Source organism: Cellulomonas sp. PhB150, assembly GCF_003755175.1.
GTDB lineage: Bacteria > Actinomycetota > Actinomycetes > Actinomycetales > Cellulomonadaceae > Cellulomonas.
The window spans coordinates 20844-37121 of record NZ_RKHX01000004.1; the positions used below are offsets into that span (position 1 = coordinate 20844).

Here is a 16278-nt window from a genome sequence, read left to right on the forward strand (position 1 = left end):
GGAGAACCCACCACCGGTCGTATCTGGCTCGTATCTGGCAGGGGGCCGCTCACTCCTCGCAGGTGTCCACACCCAACGACGGGGAGGTCTTGTCATGCCGCACGGAGATGCCGACCAGGGGATCCGGACACCGAGATCCACGTTCTACGACCAGGGCCGCTTCGGGCGGCTCTTCCCGGCGCTGCCCGCCTTCGCGGCGGACACGCCCACCGTCCGCGCGCAGCTCGTCGAGCTCGGCAGGCCCGGCGGGATCATGGACGCCGGGGAGACGTCGACCGACCCGATCGCGCTCATCGTCGACGCGACGCTCTCGGCCGAGAACCCCGACAACCCACGCCTGACGGCGGGCATGACGTTCCTCGGCCAGTTCCTCGACCACGACATGACGTTCGACCCCACGTCGAGCCTGGCGCGCGCGCAGGACCCGGAGTCGATCCGGAACTTCCGCATCCCCGCGCTCGACCTGGACAGCGTCTACGGCGGAGGCCCGGGGGTATCGCCGCACCTGTACGACCAGAGCGTCGACCACGGCCGCACGACGATGCTCGTCGAGCCCATCCCCAAGTCCGACAAGCACTGCGTGGACAAGAAGGTTCGCTTCGACGTGCCCCGCAACGCGCAGGGCACGGCGCTGATCGGCGACCCGCGCAACGACGAGAACCTCATCGTCGACCAGCTGCACCTGGCCTTCCTGAAGTTCCACAACCGCGTGGTGGCCGACGTGCGCGGCGACCTGGGCGTGCTCGCCACACCGCAGGAGCTGTTCACCGAGGCGCAGCGCATCGTCCGCTGGCACTACCAGTGGCTGATCCTGCACCAGTTCCTGCCGCTGACCTGCGGCGACGCTCTCGTCGCGGACATCCTCGCGAACGGGCGGAAGCTCTACGACTGGCACAACTCCCCCTACATCCCGGTCGAGTTCTCCGTGGCCGCCTACCGGTTCGGCCACTCGCAGGTGCGGCCGTCGTACCGCGCCAACTTCGGCACGTCCGCCACCGACCCGAGCAAGCAGTTCTTCGCGCGGATCTTCGTGCACACCGCCTCGGGGACCGATCCCGACGACCTGCGCGGCGGCTGCCGGGCACCACGCCGGTTCATCGACTGGCAGACCTTCTTCGACTTCGGCGACGGCCGGGTGCGGCGCAACAAGCTCATCGACACGAAGCTGTCCACGGCGATGTTCCACCTGCTGGGCCAGCCGACCGACGAGCCCGACTCGCTCGCCATCCGCAACCTGGTCCGGGCGCTGACCATGGAGGTCCCGTCCGGGCAGCGGGTCGCCGCGGCGATGCAGGAGACGCCCCTGTCGGCGACCGACCTGGCCGACCTCGAGCCGCTGGGCCTGCACAAGCGCACGCCGCTGTGGTTCTACGTGCTGCGCGAAGCCGCGGTCCAGGCCGGAGGTCAGCACCTCGGGGCCGTCGGCGGGCGCATCGTGGCGGAGGTCTTCCACGGCCTCATCGACGGCGACCCCTCGTCGTACCTGTCGCAGGACCCGGACTGGACCCCGACCTACGGCACGGCAGACACGTTCGCCATCACCGACCTCCTCAAGGCCGCCGGCGTCGTCGGCACCCTCACCTGACCCCGTCCCCCACCCGCGAGTGCGGGGGATGGCCGGAGGCCGGGCCCGCGTGCGGGTCCGGCCTCCGGGTGGTGCGGGTGGTGCTTGTGGTGCGGCGTCAGCCGATGGTGCAGGTGGCGCCGTTGAGCGTGAACGCGGTGGGCTTCGGGTTCTGGCCCGTGTGGGAGCCGTTGAAGCCGATGTCCGTGCTCTGTCCCGGTGCCAGGCTCGAGTTCCAGGAGAGCCCGGTGCCGGTGACGGCCGCGCCGGTCTGGGTCCAGCTGGCGCTCCAGCCCTGCGTCACCTTCTGGCCCGCGGCGAAGCTGAAGCCGAGGGACCAGTTGTTGATCGCGGTGGTGCCGGTGTTGGTCACCTTGACCGAGGCGGTGAAGCCCACGTTCCAGTCGTTGGTCGTGTAGGTGACCTTGCACGAGCTGTTCGAGGACGCCGTCTTGGTGGTGACCGCGAGGGCCGACGACGCCGCGGACACGTTGCCCGCCCCGTCACGCGCCCGGACCGTGTACGAGTACGCCGTGCCGGCCGTCAGACCGGAGTCCGTGTAGGACGCCGAGACCGACGAGCCCACCTTGGTGGTGCCGCGGTAGATGTCGTACCCGGCCATGCCGGAGCCGCCGGTGTCGGACGACGAGGTCCACGTCAGGGCGACGCTCGTCTCCGTGACCGTGCCGGCCGTGAGCCCCGAGGGGACGGTCGGCGCGGTGGTGTCCGCAGCCGGAGCCTTGGTGGTCACCGCGAGGGCCGACGACGCGGCCGACACGTTGCCCGCCACGTCCTTGGCCCGGACCGTGTACGAGTACGCGGTCGAGGCGGTCAGGCCGGTGTCGGTGTAGGACGCAGTGGTCGACGAGCCGACCTTGGTGGTCCCGCGGTAGACGTCGTACCCGGCCACGCCCGAACCACCGGCGTTGTCGGTCGACGCGGCCCAGGTCAGGGCCACGCTGGTGTCCGTGACCGTGCCCGCGGCGAGGCCCGTGGGGACGCTCGGTGCGGTGGTGTCGGAGGTCGACACCGGCTTCGTCGTCGCCGTGACGGCGGCCGACGAGGCGGACACGTTCCCGGCGACGTCACGAGCCCGGACCGTGTACGAGTACGCGGTCGACGCCGTGAGGCCGGTCTCCGTGAACGACGTGGTGGTCGAGCTGCCGACCTTCGTCGTGCCGCGGTAGACGTCGTACCCGGCCACGCCCGAACCACCGGCGTTGTCGGTCGACGCGGCCCACGAGATCGTCGCGGACGTCGCCGTCGTGGTGCCTGCCGTCAGACCCGTCGGCACCGAGGGCGCCGTCGTGTCGGTCGGGGTGGTCGTGCCCGGGAACAGGCGGTCGTAGTCCGCCATGGCGCCGGCGATGGCCGTCTGGGCCCAGAACCGGTGGAAGGTGAACGTCGGCGCCGGGCCGCCGTCCAGGTAGCTCTGGACCTTGGACCACTGCGGGTCCTGCTTGTACCAGGAGCGGATGTCCAGGAAGGAGACGCCGGGCTTGATGACGTCGCCGTTGGGCATGGTGCCGGAGAAGGTCGACGGGATGTACACCCCGTTGCCACCGGCCGTGTAGCCGTCGTCGAACCGCGCGAAGTCCGTGCGCGTCTCCGGCGCCGAGACGCCCAGCGGGTCCTGGTTCGAGGCCCAGATGGCGTCGAGCAGCGACTTCACCTTGGCCTGGACGGCGGTGTCGCCGGCCTTGGCCGCGTAGAAGAGCAGCGTGCGGGACAGGTCACCGGCGACGCCGACGTCCTGGCCGGTGCTCTTGATCCCGACCTTGAGGCCGGAGTTCGAGCCCGGGTTGGCCTTGTTCCAGGTGTCCGGCTTGCCGGTCCAGGTGAGCTCCGAGGGGATGGACCACGTGGTGCCCGAGACCTTGATGTTGGCCGCGGCCCACGGGACCCACTTGTCGAGGATCGCCTTGGCCCGGGCGTCGCCCGAGGCGTAGTAGAGCTCCGCGACGCGCTGCATGCCCCACGCCTGCATGCCGAACCACTGGTTCGACGGGGGGTCGTTGTAGACGGGCGCCTCGGTGTAGCCCATGCCGTAGAAGGTCGGCGTGCCGGCCGGGGGCGTCGCGTACGCGCCGTCCCAGCTGTTCGTCGCGCCACCGGCGATGCCGCCCTCGGGCGCCTGCAGCCACTGGTAGAACTCGAGCTGGCGCGTCAGCGAGCCGGCCCAGTCGGACTTGGCGGTCGGCGACTTCGGCGTCAGGGCCGGGTCGGTCGACAGCACCCAGGCCGCGAGCGGGTTCTGGTAGCCGAAGTGCGCGTGCGACGAGCCGATGCGCCAGGCCCAGCCGGCCGACGAGTCGAGCGCGCCGCCCCAGGCGTAGTACCAGGAGAGCAGGCCGTGCTCGCTGTCCTTGCCGGTGCCCGCGGGGCACGACGGCGAGGTGCAGCCGACGGTCTTGAAGTACTTGTCGAACAGCGCGTAGCGCAGGTAGTCGCCCATCTTGGCGGCCTTCGCCACCGTGCCGGCGATCTCCGCCTGCTTGCCCTGCTCCGTGGCCCACTTGTTGGCCCAGTAGACGGCCTCGACCGAACGCGCGTCGGCGTCGGGGGCGTTGGTGTACTTCCACTGCTTGGCGTAGCTCGAGTCCTGCGTGAACAGGTCGAGGTAGCCGTTCTTGCCGCCGTACTTGAACTCCTCGCACGACGGCTGCGGGACGGTCTCCCAGACCGACTCCTGCGGGCCGCGCTGGAAGGTGTTGATGTAGGACGTGCCGGTCGCGGTCGGGCCGAGCTCGCAGCCCGCCCCGGGGGTCGCGCCGAACCCGTACTTGTTGTCGACGTCGGCGAGCCAGTGCATGCCGTAGATGTCAGACGTGCCGTACGTCGTCTTCAGCTCGGTCGCGATCGGGTCGACGCCCGACTTCACGCCGCTGTTGAGCGCGGAGGGGTACTTGTCGGGGGTGTTGTACTCCGACGCGTACGTCGCGGGGCTGTTCGGGTTGTAGAACGAGTTCGTCGGCTGGTCCGCGCTCGTCGGGATCATGTACTTCTCGAGCGTGTCCCACGCGTGGTTCAGCGGGGCCCAGTCCTGCGTGACCTGGCCGTAGAGCGCCTCGAGCCACAGCCAGTACGAGTAGGCCTCGGACGTGGTCTCGTGGCCGTAGTCGGGCGCCTCGACGATGAGGGTCTCGACGGAGTGGTACGGGATGCCCTGCGCGCTGAAGTAGCCGTTGGCGGGGTCCTTGATCTTGTCGTACATCGTCAGGAAGCGCTGCGTGTACTCCCCGTCGGCCGCCGCGGTGACGGCCAGAGGGGCGGAGCCCGGCAGCTGGATGGTGACGGCCGGGCCCGCGACTGCGGGTGCGGGTGCGGCCATCGCGGGTTGGATCAGGCAGGCCGCCATGAGTGACGACGCGCTCAGGGTGGCCGTAGCCACCCAGGCGAACCGCCGGCGGGTCGATGAGGACATCATTCGTACCTTTCTGGCTGACGGGTCCTGCCCGCGACGTCGTGGGCACGACCCGGCGCCCCGCACGCAGGCGCGCGAGGGCGAATACGGGGAACGAAGGACTGGTCGAGCCTGGCGGGGGCCCGCTCCGGTGCGGGACTCCGGGCAGGTGTCGGCCGGGTGGGATCACCTTCCGGCCGTGCACAGGTGGCGTCCAGGGTCCTAAACGATTCGCGTGGGAGCGCGACCACGGTTGTGTCAGCAGGAGCGCGGCGGTGCGCTCACACCCCGAGGGGCGCGAGGATCTCCAGCGCGACCGTACGTCCGGCTGCCGCGCCGGCGCCGGGTCCGCCGGGGACCGGGAGGATCGCGTTCCCCAGGGCGCCGATCACGAGCGCGCCGAACGCCAGCGTCCCGCGGACGCTCGCCTCGGCGTCGGGATCCTCCCCGACGAGGGCCTGGACGAGGCTCTTGACCGCGTCGACGTGCGTCTCCCCGAACTCCTCGCGGTCGGCCAGGGTCGGGTTGGCCTGCCCGAACCGCAGGGCTAGCCCGCCGTCGGAGGCCATGAGCGCGGTCATCCGATCGACGAACTCCTCGTTGCGCTCGCGGCTGGGCGGCGTGGCGCGGAGCCAGGTGACGATCTCGGCGACCGCGTCCCGGTACTCGGCGAGCGCGCTCGCGACCAGCTCGTCCTTGGTGCGGAAGTGGTAGTACAGCGCAGCCTTCGTCACGCCGACCGCCTCGGCGATCTCGCGCAGGGATGTCTTGTCGTACCCCTGCTCGACGAAGAGGCGCATGGCCGTGCCGAGGATCTGGTCCCGTGTCCCGCCGCCGCGTGGCATGCGCGCCTCCCTCGTCTCCCTCGACACGTTACTTGACGACCGGCTAGCAACGGTGCTTACCTGTCGCACGGCAAGCAACTAGCCGGTCGACAAGTAAGCGAGGATTTCCATGGCCACCGTGTCCCCCGTCCGCACCGCGCCGCCACGGCTCGGCCTCATCATGGCGAGCCTCATGCTCGCGCTCGTCCCGCTGCAGCTCGACGGCCTCGTCGCCGCCACGGCGCTGCCCGACATCGCCGGCTCGCTGGGCGGCTTCGACCGCATCGCCTGGGTGACGACCGCCTACCTGCTCACGATGGCGATCGGGACGATCACGAGCGGCCGGCTCGGCGACATGTTCGGGCGGCGCCCGCTGCTGGTCGCCGCGCTCGGGGTCTTCTTCGCCGGTTCGCTGTGCGCAGCGCTCGCCGGGTCGATGGGCGCGTTGGTCGCCGCCCGTGGCGTCCAGGGGCTCGGTGCGGGGATGACGTTCACGACCCTCATGGCCGTGATCGCCGACGTCGTCCCGCCCGACCGGCGCGCCCGCTACCAGAGCCTCGTCGGCGCGGTCGCCCCGTTCTCGATGATCCTGGGACCGTGGGTCGGCGGCGTCATCACCGAGCACCTCGGTTGGCGGTGGATCTTCTGGCTGAACCTGCCCCTGATCGCGGTCTCGGTGATCGGCGTGCTCCTGTGGCTGCGCCTGCCGACGCGGCCGAGCGGCGGACGGGTCGACGTCGCCGGTCTGTGCGCGATCACCGTCGCCAGCACCGGGATCGTGCTCGCCGTGACGTGGGGCGGGCACGAGTACGCGTGGCTGTCCGCGCACGTCCTGGGCGCCGCGCTCGTCGCGCTGGCGGGCGTCGCGGTACTGCTCGTCGTCGAGCGCCGCGCCGCGCAGCCCGTCCTCCCGCTCGACCTGTTCCGCAACCGGGCGGTCGTCGCCAGCTTCGCGGTGCTGTTCCTCGCGATGGGCGCGGTGATGATGGCCGCGCTGAACTTCGTGCCGCTCTTCCTGCAGGTGGTGCAGGGCCGCTCGGCGAGCAGCAGCGGGCTCCTGCTGCTGCCGATGCTGCTCCCCGCGATCGGCGTCGCGCTGGCCACCGGCGCGTGGACCAGCTCCGGCGCGAGGTTCCGGCCGGTGATGCTCGCCGGCACCGGCCTGCTGACCGTCGCGTGCGCGTTCATGGCGACCGTCGGCACCGGCTCGTCCGGCTGGCTCACCGCGGCGTGCATGGTCGCCGTCGGCGCCGGCATCGGCCTGCTGTTCCAGACCCCGATCGTGCTCGTGCAGAACAGCGCGCCGGCGGCCGAGGTCGGTGCGGCCACGGGCGCCGGGACGTTCATGCGGACGATCGGTGGTGCGATCGGCGTCGGTGCGCTGGGCGCGCTGTTCGCCTCGACGTTCGCCTCGTCGCTCGACGGCACCGCGCTGCCCGGCGGCGCCGACGCCTCGAGCCTGACCCCCGACGCCCTCGCCGGGCTCTCGGCCGCGGCGCACACCGCCGTCGTCGGCGCGGTCACCGACGGGACGACCGCCCTGTTCTGGGGAGCCGCGCTCGCAGCCGCGCTCGCCCTGGTCGCAGCGTTCGCCGTGCCGCGTCAGCCGGCCTGAGCGCGACGAGAGCCCGGGTCCTCGCGGGCCCGGGCTCTCGTGCGCTGCGGTCAGACCGAGGCGAGCCGCTGCGCGGCGACCAGCTCGGCGATCTGCACCGCGTTGAGAGCGGCACCCTTGCGCAGGTTGTCGTTGCTGATGAACAGGGCCAGCCCGCGGCCGCCCTCGACGCCCTCGTCCTGGCGCAGGCGGCCGACGAACGACGGGTCCTGCCCGGCCGCGGCGAGCGGGGTCGGGACGTCGGTCAGCTGGACGCCGGGCGCGTCGGCGAGCAGATCGGCGGCACGCTCCGGCGTGATCGCGCGGTCGAACTCGGCGTTGATCGACAGCGAGTGGCCGGTGAAGACGGGCACGCGCACGCACGTGCCCGAGACGAGGAGTGCAGGCAGGTCGAGGATCTTGCGCGACTCGTGCCGCAGCTTCTGCTCCTCGTCGGTCTCGAACGAGCCGTCGTCGACCAGCGAGCCTGCCAACGGGATGACGTCGAACGCGATGGGCGCGACGTACTTGACCGGGGCGGGCAGCGTCACGGCGGAGCCGTCGTGGACCAGCGCGAGGGTGTCCTGGGTGACCGCCGCGCGGATCTGGCTGTCGAGCTCGTCGGCCCCCGCCAGACCCGAGCCGGACACGGCCTGGTAGGTCGAGACGACGAGACGGCGCAGGCCGGCCTCGTCGTGCAGCACCTTGAGCACCGGCATCGCGGCCATCGTGGTGCAGTTCGGGTTGGCGATGATGCCCTTGACGGCGTCGGCGATCGCGCCCGGGTTGACCTCGGAGACGACCAGCGGGACCTCGGGGTCGCGGCGCCAGGCCGACGAGTTGTCGATGACCAGCGCGCCGGCCGCGGCGAACCGCGGGGCGTGGACCTTGGACGTGCTCCCTCCGGCCGAGAACAGCGCGACGTCGATGCCCGACAGGTCGGCCGTCTCCACGTCCTCGACGACGACGTCCGTGCCGCGCCACGGGAGCGTGGTGCCGGCCGAGCGCGACGAGGCGAAGTAGCGGATCGAGGCGACGGGGAAGTCGCGCTCGTCGAGCAGCCGGCGCATGACGCCGCCGACCTGGCCGGTCGCACCGACCACCGCGATGTTGAGTCCCATGAGTCCTACCGTCCCGTCCCGCCGTACACGACGGCCTCGTCCTCGGTGGAGTCCAGCTCGAACGCCGTGTGGACGGCGCGCACGGCGTCGTCGAGCGAGTCCGAGCTCGTCACCACGGAGATGCGGATCTCGGAGGTCGAGATCATCTCGATGTTGATGCCCGCCTCGGACAGCGCGGCGAAGAGCTTCGCCGAGACCCCGGGGTGCGAGCGCATCCCGGCGCCGACGAGCGAGAGCTTGCCGATCGTGTCGTCGTACTGCAGCGCCGTGAACCCGATGTCGGGCTGGTGCTCGGTGAGCGCGGCCGTCGCCTTGGAGCCGTCCGCGGCCGGGAGCGTGAAGGAGATGTCCGTCAGGCCCGTCGACGCAGCCGAGACGTTCTGCACGATCATGTCGATGTTGACGCCGGCGCCGGCGACCACCTCGAAGATCCTCGCGGCCTTGCCGGGGACGTCGGGCACGCCGACGACCGTGATCTTGGCCTCGCTGCGGTCGTGCGCGACGCCCGCGATGATCGGCTGTTCCATCTGCTCGCCTTCTTCGTTCGTGACCAGCGCTTCGTTCGTGACCAGCGTGCCCGTGCGCGTCGAGAACGACGAGCGGACGTGGACCGGCACGTCGTACCGGCGGGCGTACTCCACGCAGCGCAGCACGAGCACCTTCGCCCCGCTCGCCGCCATCTCGAGCATCTCGTCGTAGCTGATCCGGTCCAGCTTGCGCGCGCTCGGCACGATGCGGGGGTCCGCCGTGAACACGCCGTCCACGTCGGTGTAGATCTCGCAGACGTCGGCCTTGAGCGCCGCGGCGAGGGCGACCGCCGTGGTGTCCGAGCCGCCGCGACCGAGCGTCGTGACGTCGTTCGTCGACGGGTTGACGCCCTGGAAGCCCGCGACGATCGCGACCTCTCCCCGCGCGACCGTGTCCTTGATGCGGCTGGGGCTGACGTCGATGATGCGCGCCTTGCCGTACGCCTCGTCGGTGATCACGCCGGCCTGCTGGCCGGTGAACGACTTCGCGTCGACGCCGAGGTTGTGGATCGCCATGGCCAGCAGCGACATCGAGATGCGCTCGCCCGCCGTGAGCAGGATGTCCATCTCGCGCTGCGGCGGCAGCGGGGTCACCTGGTTGGCGAGGTCGATGAGCTCGTCGGTCGTGTCGCCCATGGCCGAGACGACGACCACGACGTCGTGGCCCGCTCGCTTGGCCTCGGCGACCCGCTTCGCGACGCGCTTGATGCTGGCGGCGTCGGCGACGGAGGAGCCGCCGTACTTCTGCACGATGAGGGCCACGGGGTGCTCTCCGAAGGGGGTGGGGCAGGACGCGCGGAAGTCTACGTTCGCCCAGGATGCGGAACGAGGACTTTCCGCATGCCGGACGGCTCGTCGACCGATCCCGGCACCGAGACCGACCGTCCGGTGCGAGATCGACCCGCCCGGAGGGTCGGTCTCGCGCCGGGGGGTCGTTCTCGACGGCTGGTGGGTGGGCGGGTGGGCGGGTGGGCGCTGGCGGGGTGCGCGAGGTCTGCACACGTTGTGCACAGGTTTGGCTGCGCCGGGACGGGCGCGGGCTCTACGTTCGGGCCATGTCGACCGATGTCGCGGACTCCGCCGTCACGCCGCCCGCTGCCGGGCCGCCGCCAGGGATCGTCGTGCGCGGGGTGTCCCGCTCGTTCGGGGCGGTGCGCGCGCTGGACGGGATCGACCTCGAGGCGCGCGCCGGTCGGGTCACGGCGCTCGTCGGGCCCAACGGCTCGGGCAAGACCACGCTGCTGCTCGTGCTCGCGGGGCTGCTCGTCCCCGACTCGGGCACGGTGCGGATCGCGGGGCACGACCCCGTCAGCGACGGTCCCGCCGCGCGGGCACGGACGGGCTGGATGCCCGACGCGTTCGGCACCTGGGACACGCTGACCGCCCGGCAGGTGCTGCTGACGTTCGCGGCCGCCTACCGGATCCCGTCGGCGACGGCACGGCTGCGGGTCGACGAGCTGCTCGCCACGGTCCACCTGAGCGAGTACGCCGACCGGCCGGCGAGCGTGCTGTCGCGGGGGCAGAAGCAGCGCCTCGGCCTGGCCCGCGCGCTGGTGCACTCCCCCGACGTGCTGCTCCTCGACGAGCCGGCAAGCGGGCTGGACCCGCGCTCGCGCGTCGACCTGCGCGTCCTGCTGCGGCGGCTGGCCGACGAGGGCCGCACGGTGCTCGTCTCGAGCCACGTCCTGTCCGAGCTCGAGGAGATGGCCGACGACGCGGTGTTCATCTCGCGCGGTCGCTCGGTGGTCCCCGAGACGATCACGACGCGCAGCACCTGGCATGTGCGGGCGCTCTCGCTCGGGGCGCTGTCCGGCTGGCTGACCTCTGTCGGCGCGGCGTGGCGGCCCGGCGAGGGAACGCCCGACGGGCCGGGCAGCGTGCTGCTCGAGGTCGCGGGCGACGAGGGCGCCGCGCAGCTGGTGCGCGACGCGGTCGCCGCCGGTGTCCCGCTGACGTCGCTCGCGCCCGTCGCGGGAGCGCTCGAACAGGCCTACCTGACTCTCGAGGAGGAGCGGCGATGACCGCCATGTCGCCCGTCACCATCGACGAGCCGAAGGCCCCCGAGCAGCCCCGCGTCTCGCGCAGCGGCACGTGGCACCTGTCCTGGCACGGCATCCGGACCGTCGCCCAGCTCGAGCTGCGTCAGCGCGTGCGCTCGACGCGGTGGATCGTCGCGCTCGTCGTGTGGTTCGTCGTCGTCGGCGGGCTGACGCTCCTGCTGTCCGGCGTTCTGAGCGACGCGATGCTCGGCTCCGGCAACTCCGGCCCGCTGATGTTCGGGGCGGTCGTCTTCCTGGTCCTCGGGCTGGGCCTGCTGGTCACACCGACGCTCACGTCGACCGCCGTCAACGGCGACCGCAACGCGGGCACGCTCGCGACGCTGCAGGTCACGCTCCTGAGCCCGGCGGAGATCGCGCTCGGCAAGCTCGCGGCCGCCTGGCTCGCGGCGTGCGCGTTCCTGGTGCTGAGCATCCCGTTCCTCGTCGTCGCCCTGTTCATGGGCGACACCCCGCCCCTCGCCGTGGTGCGCGTCGTCGTCATCGTCGCGCTGCTGCTCGCCGCCGTCTGCGGGATCGGCCTGGGGTTCTCCGCGCTCGTCTCCCGGACGGCCGGCTCCACGGTGCTGACGTTCATCACGGTGGCCGCGCTCGTCCTGCTCACCCCCATGCTCTTCGGCCTGACGTTCTCCTCGCTGGACGAGGAGCAGACGGTCCAGGTGTGGGGCCCCGTGGACGGCTCGACGATCGGCGAGGACATGCAGTGCGAGTTCTCGACCCAGGTGCAGACCGTCGTCCACACCGAGCGGACGTGGTGGCTGCTGGGGATCAACCCGTTCGTCGTCGTCGCCGACGGTGCTGGCACGGGACCGATCGTCGACGACGACTACGGCACCAGCGCCGACCCGCTGGGCGCCATCCGCGACGGGATCCGGGGCCTGCGCTCGCCCGACCGGGTCGACAACCAGTGCTACTACGACCAGGACTCCCTGCCCGCCCGGGCGCAGGCCGGCGACCAGACACCGATCTGGCCGTGGGGGCTCGCAGCCAACCTCGCGCTGGGCGCGGCCGGATTCGTCGTCGCCGTCCGGCGGTTGGCCATCCCGTCCCGCAAGCTCGCGCGGGGGACCCGGGTGGCCTAGGTCCTACGGCTGCAGCGCGTCGTACTCAGCCTCGGTCGCGACGTCGTCGGCCACGTCCAGCCGCAGGTGGGCGAGGATCGACTGCAGGGTGCGCAGCACGCTGGACGCGCGCTCGCCCCAGTCGGACAGGTAGGAGAACTGCCACCACCACAGCGCCTCGAGCACCCCGCCGGTCTCGTAGTGCCGCAGTCCCTGAGCCAGCGCGCCGGCGATCCCGACGAGGTTGCCGGACAGGGTCACGGCCTCGACGTCGGCGCCGAGCAGCGGGTCCACGACCTCCGGGTACTCGTCGATCCCCTCGAGGGCGTTGGCGAGCGCGGCGCGCAGCGGCTCGAGGTCCGGGTCCGGGCCGACGTCGGGCTCGAAGCGCTCCGCCGGGACGACGTCCGTCGTCGCGCCGAGCCGCGCGCCCGCAGCGAGCAGGTCGGAGACGGCGAGCAGCAGGAGCGGCAGCGCGGCCTCGGGAGCACCGCCCGCGCCGACCTCGGTCACAGTCGTCAGGAAGCTGCGCGACTCCTCGGCGACCGCCTGCGCGATGTCGAGGACGTCGGGGTCGGTGCTGGTCATGCGGGCCTCCCGGTGGTCACGCGCTGATCCGTCGTCGGCCCTCGAACGCACGGCCCAGGGTCACCTCGTCGGCGTACTCCAGGTCGCCGCCCACGGGCAGGCCCGACGCGAGGCGACTGACCGTCAGGCCCATCGGCACGAGCAGGCGCGCGAGGTAGGTGGCCGTGGCCTCGCCCTCGACGTTGGGGTCGGTGGCAAGGATGACCTCGGTGACCGTGCCGTCGGCCAGGCGCGTCATGAGCTGCGCGATGCGCAGGTCGTCCGGGCCGACGCCCGCGATCGGGTTGATGGCGCCGCCGAGCACGTGGTACTTGCCGCGGAACTCCCGCGTGCGCTCGATGGCGACGACGTCCTTGGACTCCTCGACCACGCAGATCGACGCCGGCGACCGGCGCGGGTCGCGGCAGATCCGGCACTGGTCCTCTTGCGTGACGTTGCCGCAGATGTCGCAGAACCGGACGCGCGCCTTGACCTCGACGATCGCGTCCGACAGCCGGCGGACGTCGGCCGCGTCCGCCGACAGGATGTGGAACGCGATGCGCTGGGCGCTCTTGGGACCGACTCCGGGCAACCGCCCGAGCTCGTCGATCAGGTCCTGGACCGCGCCTTCGTACACGACCGCCAGCCTACGGGGTGGGACGGACGCGGGAGTCGGACGAGCCCTGCGCGTCCGGCCGCATTCAGGCTGGTCCCAGGAATGCGCGGGATGCTCCCAGTCTGCGTCCGAGTCGCTGGCTTCGAAGGAGTCCCCGTGCGTCGCACATCCACGTTGATCACGGCCGTCGTGCTGGCGACGGCCGTCGGCACCGTGCTCGTCTCCTGCTCGGGCTCCGATGCCTCGCACTCCCAGGCCGAGGCGCTCGTCCGCTTCGGCGGGCCCGCCGGCTGGGCCGCCGGGTCGACGCAGCAGAGGGCGACCGACGACACCTCGGCAGGAACGGTCGACGGCGAGCCCGTGACGTTCACGGTCGGTGACCAGCCGGCCGGTGCGAAGGTGCAGTGGATCGCCGCCCCCTCGGCAACCGACGGCGACACCCGGTGCAGCCAGCTCGTCGCGTGGTTCGACGCGGCGTCCCAGGCGTGGCCGTCGACGATCGACACGTCGGGGATGCAGGCCGCGTGCGAGAAGGACCTGACGACGACCGGCAACCCGATCCTCGCTGCCGGTGCGGGCCCCGCGCACGGCGCGTACGGGCGGGTCACCTACGCGGCGTCGGTCGACGCGGGTCAGCTCGTGGCGACGTTGGAGTTCAACGCGACGGCGTGAGGCCGCCGCGCCCGACGCCGTCAGCCGCGCGGGTCGTCGAGCTCCTCGTCGATGACCGTGCCGCCGAGCATCTGCGCGACCAGGGGAGCGCCGACGAGGTTGCTCGACGTGATGTCCGGGTCGTCCGGGGAGGGGTCGTCGTCCTCGATCGCGGCGGGGCGCGCTGCGGCGGCTGCCGCTGCGCCACGCTCACGCGCCGACGACCCGTCGCCGCGCGCGTCGCCGTTCGGGTTCTGCGCCTCGCCGGCCGGGCGCGGCGTCGCCCAGGGGTCCTCGGCCAGGGCGGGGTCCTCAGCCGGGGGCTCGGGCGGCGGGGGCGGCTCCTCGTCCCAGGAGGCGGCGGCGCGATCGATCGCCGACTGCCCTGCCGCGCGGTTGCCCGACGAGGCGGGCGTTCCCCAGCCGCCGTCGGACGCGGGCTGCTGCGGACCAGGCTGGGCGCCGGGCCGCGCGGGCGCGGCGCCGCCCGACTGCTCGGTGAGGACCCCCTCGACGCGCACGTCGAAGCCGAGCGTCTCGCGCACCGCCCGGGCGACGACGTCCGGGTGGCCGCCGTTGCGGAAGGTGGTCGCCAGTGCGGCCGTGTCGAACGACAGGCGCAGCGTGGTGGCGTCGAGCTCGGCGACCTGCGCGTTGCGGGGGTCGACGAGCGCCCACGTCACGCGGCGCAGGCCCTTGATCGTGTCGAGCACCTCGGGCCAGCGGCGGCGGAGCATCTCGGTGTCGGGCCCGCCGCTCGCCGGCGGCTCCGCGGCCGCAGCGGGGGCGGGCGCGGCGGGGGCGGGCGCGGCAGCGGGAGCGGACGTCGTCGCCGCGGGAGCGGACGCGGGCGCGACGGGCGTGCTCGCTGCGGGGGCCTGCGTGGCCGCCGCCGGAGCTGGCGTGCTCACGGCGGGCTGCCCGCCGCGGGCCGGCGCGGGCTCCGGCACGGGCGGGGTTGCCACGGCAGGCTCCTCCGCCCCCGGAACCTCCTCGCGCGAGCGCTCGGCAGGAACGGCGACAGGAGCGGTCGCGGCGGGTACCGGAGCAGCGGGCACGGGAGCAGGCGCAGCGACGGCCGGAGCCGCGTCCGGACGGGCAGGTGCGGACGCCCCCGCAGCGGGCAGCCCGCGCTCGAGCCGGTCGAGCCGCGCACCCACGCCGGCCCGGTCGTCGTCCACGGCCGGCAGCAGCAGCCGCGCCATGAGCAGCTCGAGGTGCAGGCGAGGTGAGGTCGCCCCGCTCATCTCGGTCAGTGCGGCGTTGGACAGGTCGGCCGAGCGGGACAGCTCCGCGGCACCGAGGTGCGAGGCCTGGGCCCGCATGCTCTGCATCTGGTCGGCCGGGACGTCGCGCAGTGCCGCGTCGGCGGCGTCGCCCGAGGCCGCGATGACGATGAGGTCGCGCAGCCGCTCGAGGAGGTCCTCGACGAAGCGGCGCGGCTCGTGGCCGGTCGAGATCACGCGGTCGACGACGCGGAAGGCGCTGGCTCCGTCGCGGGCCGCGATGGCCTCGACGAGGTCGTCGAGCAGCGACGCCTGCGTGTAGCCCAGCAGCGCGGCGGCGCCCTCGTACTCCAGGCCGCCCTCGCCCGCCCCGGCGATGAGCTGGTCGAGCACGGAGAGCGTGTCGCGGACCGAGCCGCCGCCGGCGCGCACGACGAGCGGCAGGACACCCGACCCGACGGGCACCTTCTCGGACGCGCAGAGCTGGCCCAGGTACGGCACCAGCACGTCCGGCGGCACGAGCCGGAAGGGGTAGTGGTGCGTCCGTGAGCGGATGGTGCCGATGACCTTGTCCGGCTCCGTCGTCGCGAAGATGAACTTGATGTGCGGCGGCGGCTCCTCGACGATCTTGAGCAGCGCGTTGAAGCCCTGCGGCGAGACCATGTGCGCCTCGTCGAGGATGAAGATCTTGTACCGGTCACGCGCCGGCGCGAACGTGGCCCGCTCGCGCAGCTCGCGCGCGTCGTCGACGCCGCCGTGGCTCGCCGCGTCGATCTCGACCACGTCGAGCGACCCAGGCCCGCCGCGGGCCAGCTCGACGCACGAGGGGCACACGCCGCACGGGGTGTCGGTGGGCGACGCCTCGGTGTTCTGGGCGCAGTTGAGGATGCGCGCGAGGATGCGCGCGGACGTCGTCTTGCCGCACCCGCGGGGACCGGAGAACAGGTACGCGTGGTTGACCTGACCGCTGCGCAGCGCCTGCCGCAGGGGGGCGGTGACATGGTCCTGCCCGATCACCTCGGCGAAGTTCTCCGGCCGGTAGCGGCGGTACAGGGCTTGGCTCACCC

The 16278-nt window shown here is 72.5% G+C and carries 12 protein-coding genes; 5 read left to right on the forward strand and 7 right to left on the reverse strand.

Going from position 1 to position 16278, the window contains the following annotated elements:
• Window positions 1–94 precede the first annotated feature (94 nt).
• On the forward strand, window positions 95–1585 hold the full coding sequence (locus EDF34_RS13165; RefSeq protein ID WP_123371970.1) for a heme peroxidase family protein: 1491 nt from the start codon (window positions 95–97) through the stop codon (window positions 1583–1585).
• Between the two features lie 97 nt (window positions 1586–1682).
• Here the strand turns inward: EDF34_RS13165 and EDF34_RS13170 are convergent, their stop codons facing one another.
• Both EDF34_RS13170 and EDF34_RS17710 read right to left on the reverse strand, forming a co-directional pair.
• Window positions 1683–4988 (reverse strand): glycoside hydrolase family 48 protein, encoded by a 3306-nt coding sequence (locus EDF34_RS13170; RefSeq protein WP_123372368.1) that lies wholly within the window; start codon window positions 4986–4988, stop codon window positions 1683–1685.
• Window positions 4989–5248: 260 nt separating this feature from the next.
• A complete protein-coding gene (locus EDF34_RS17710) occupies window positions 5249–5812 on the reverse strand; it encodes a TetR/AcrR family transcriptional regulator (RefSeq protein WP_199737895.1) in 564 nt (187 codons plus the stop codon).
• Window positions 5813–5921: 109 nt separating this feature from the next.
• Here EDF34_RS17710 and EDF34_RS13180 point away from each other — a divergent pair, with 109 nt between their 5' ends.
• A complete protein-coding gene (locus EDF34_RS13180) occupies window positions 5922–7406 on the forward strand; it encodes an MFS transporter (protein WP_123371971.1) in 1485 nt (494 codons plus the stop codon).
• 50 nt (window positions 7407–7456) lie between these two features.
• Here the strand turns inward: EDF34_RS13180 and EDF34_RS13185 are convergent, their stop codons facing one another.
• A complete protein-coding gene (locus EDF34_RS13185; protein WP_123371972.1) occupies window positions 7457–8506 on the reverse strand; it encodes an aspartate-semialdehyde dehydrogenase in 1050 nt (349 codons plus the stop codon).
• 5 nt (window positions 8507–8511) lie between these two features.
• Entirely contained in the window at window positions 8512–9795 is a 1284-nt protein-coding gene (locus tag EDF34_RS13190) for an aspartate kinase (RefSeq protein ID WP_123371973.1), read from the reverse strand.
• A 293-nt stretch (window positions 9796–10088) separates the two neighbouring features.
• On the opposite strand from EDF34_RS13190, the gene EDF34_RS13195 reads away from it, so the two are divergent.
• Together EDF34_RS13195 and EDF34_RS13200 are read left to right on the forward strand one after the other, a co-directional pair.
• Window positions 10089–11054 carry an ABC transporter ATP-binding protein gene (locus tag EDF34_RS13195; protein WP_123371974.1) on the forward strand — a complete coding sequence of 322 codons (966 nt, stop codon included), beginning with the start codon at window positions 10089–10091 and terminating at the stop codon, window positions 11052–11054.
• A complete protein-coding gene (locus EDF34_RS13200; protein ID WP_370450072.1) occupies window positions 11051–12172 on the forward strand; it encodes an ABC transporter permease subunit in 1122 nt (373 codons plus the stop codon). Before EDF34_RS13195 ends, EDF34_RS13200 begins: the two co-directional genes overlap by 4 nt.
• A gap of 3 nt (window positions 12173–12175) precedes the next feature.
• On the opposite strand, the gene EDF34_RS13205 is transcribed toward EDF34_RS13200, so the two are convergent.
• Together EDF34_RS13205 and recR are read right to left on the reverse strand one after the other, a co-directional pair.
• Window positions 12176–12739, reverse strand: coding sequence for a DUF5063 domain-containing protein (locus tag EDF34_RS13205; protein ID WP_123371975.1), 564 nt, complete (start codon window positions 12737–12739; stop codon window positions 12176–12178).
• Between the two features lie 16 nt (window positions 12740–12755).
• A complete protein-coding gene (gene recR / locus EDF34_RS13210) occupies window positions 12756–13355 on the reverse strand; it encodes a recombination mediator RecR (protein WP_123371976.1) in 600 nt (199 codons plus the stop codon).
• A 135-nt stretch (window positions 13356–13490) separates the two neighbouring features.
• On the opposite strand from recR, the gene EDF34_RS13215 reads away from it, so the two are divergent.
• A complete protein-coding gene (locus tag EDF34_RS13215) occupies window positions 13491–14006 on the forward strand; it encodes a hypothetical protein (protein WP_148076628.1) in 516 nt (171 codons plus the stop codon).
• 20 nt (window positions 14007–14026) lie between these two features.
• On the opposite strand, the gene EDF34_RS13220 is transcribed toward EDF34_RS13215, so the two are convergent.
• Window positions 14027–16276: a DNA polymerase III subunit gamma and tau gene (locus EDF34_RS13220; RefSeq protein ID WP_123371978.1), complete on the reverse strand. Its 2250-nt coding sequence runs from the start codon at window positions 16274–16276 to the stop codon at window positions 14027–14029.
• Between the last annotated feature and the right edge of the window lie 2 nt (window positions 16277–16278).

Excerpts from the sequence above, each read along its gene's own strand:
- EDF34_RS13185 (WP_123371972.1), bottom strand. The coding sequence starts at position 8,506 with ATGGGACTCAACATCGCGGTGGTCGGTGCGACCGGCCAGGTCGGCGGC.
- EDF34_RS17710 (WP_199737895.1), bottom strand. The coding sequence starts at position 5,812 with ATGCCACGCGGCGGCGGGACACGGGACCAGATCCTCGGCACGGCCATG.
- EDF34_RS13165 (WP_123371970.1), top strand. The coding sequence starts at position 95 with ATGCCGCACGGAGATGCCGACCAGGGGATCCGGACACCGAGATCCACG.
- EDF34_RS13205 (WP_123371975.1), bottom strand. The coding sequence starts at position 12,739 with ATGACCAGCACCGACCCCGACGTCCTCGACATCGCGCAGGCGGTCGCC.
- EDF34_RS13180 (WP_123371971.1), top strand. The coding sequence starts at position 5,922 with ATGGCCACCGTGTCCCCCGTCCGCACCGCGCCGCCACGGCTCGGCCTC.
- EDF34_RS13195 (WP_123371974.1), top strand. The coding sequence starts at position 10,089 with ATGTCGACCGATGTCGCGGACTCCGCCGTCACGCCGCCCGCTGCCGGG.
- EDF34_RS13170 (WP_123372368.1), bottom strand. The coding sequence starts at position 4,988 with ATGTCCTCATCGACCCGCCGGCGGTTCGCCTGGGTGGCTACGGCCACC.
- EDF34_RS13200 (WP_370450072.1), top strand. The coding sequence starts at position 11,051 with ATGACCGCCATGTCGCCCGTCACCATCGACGAGCCGAAGGCCCCCGAG.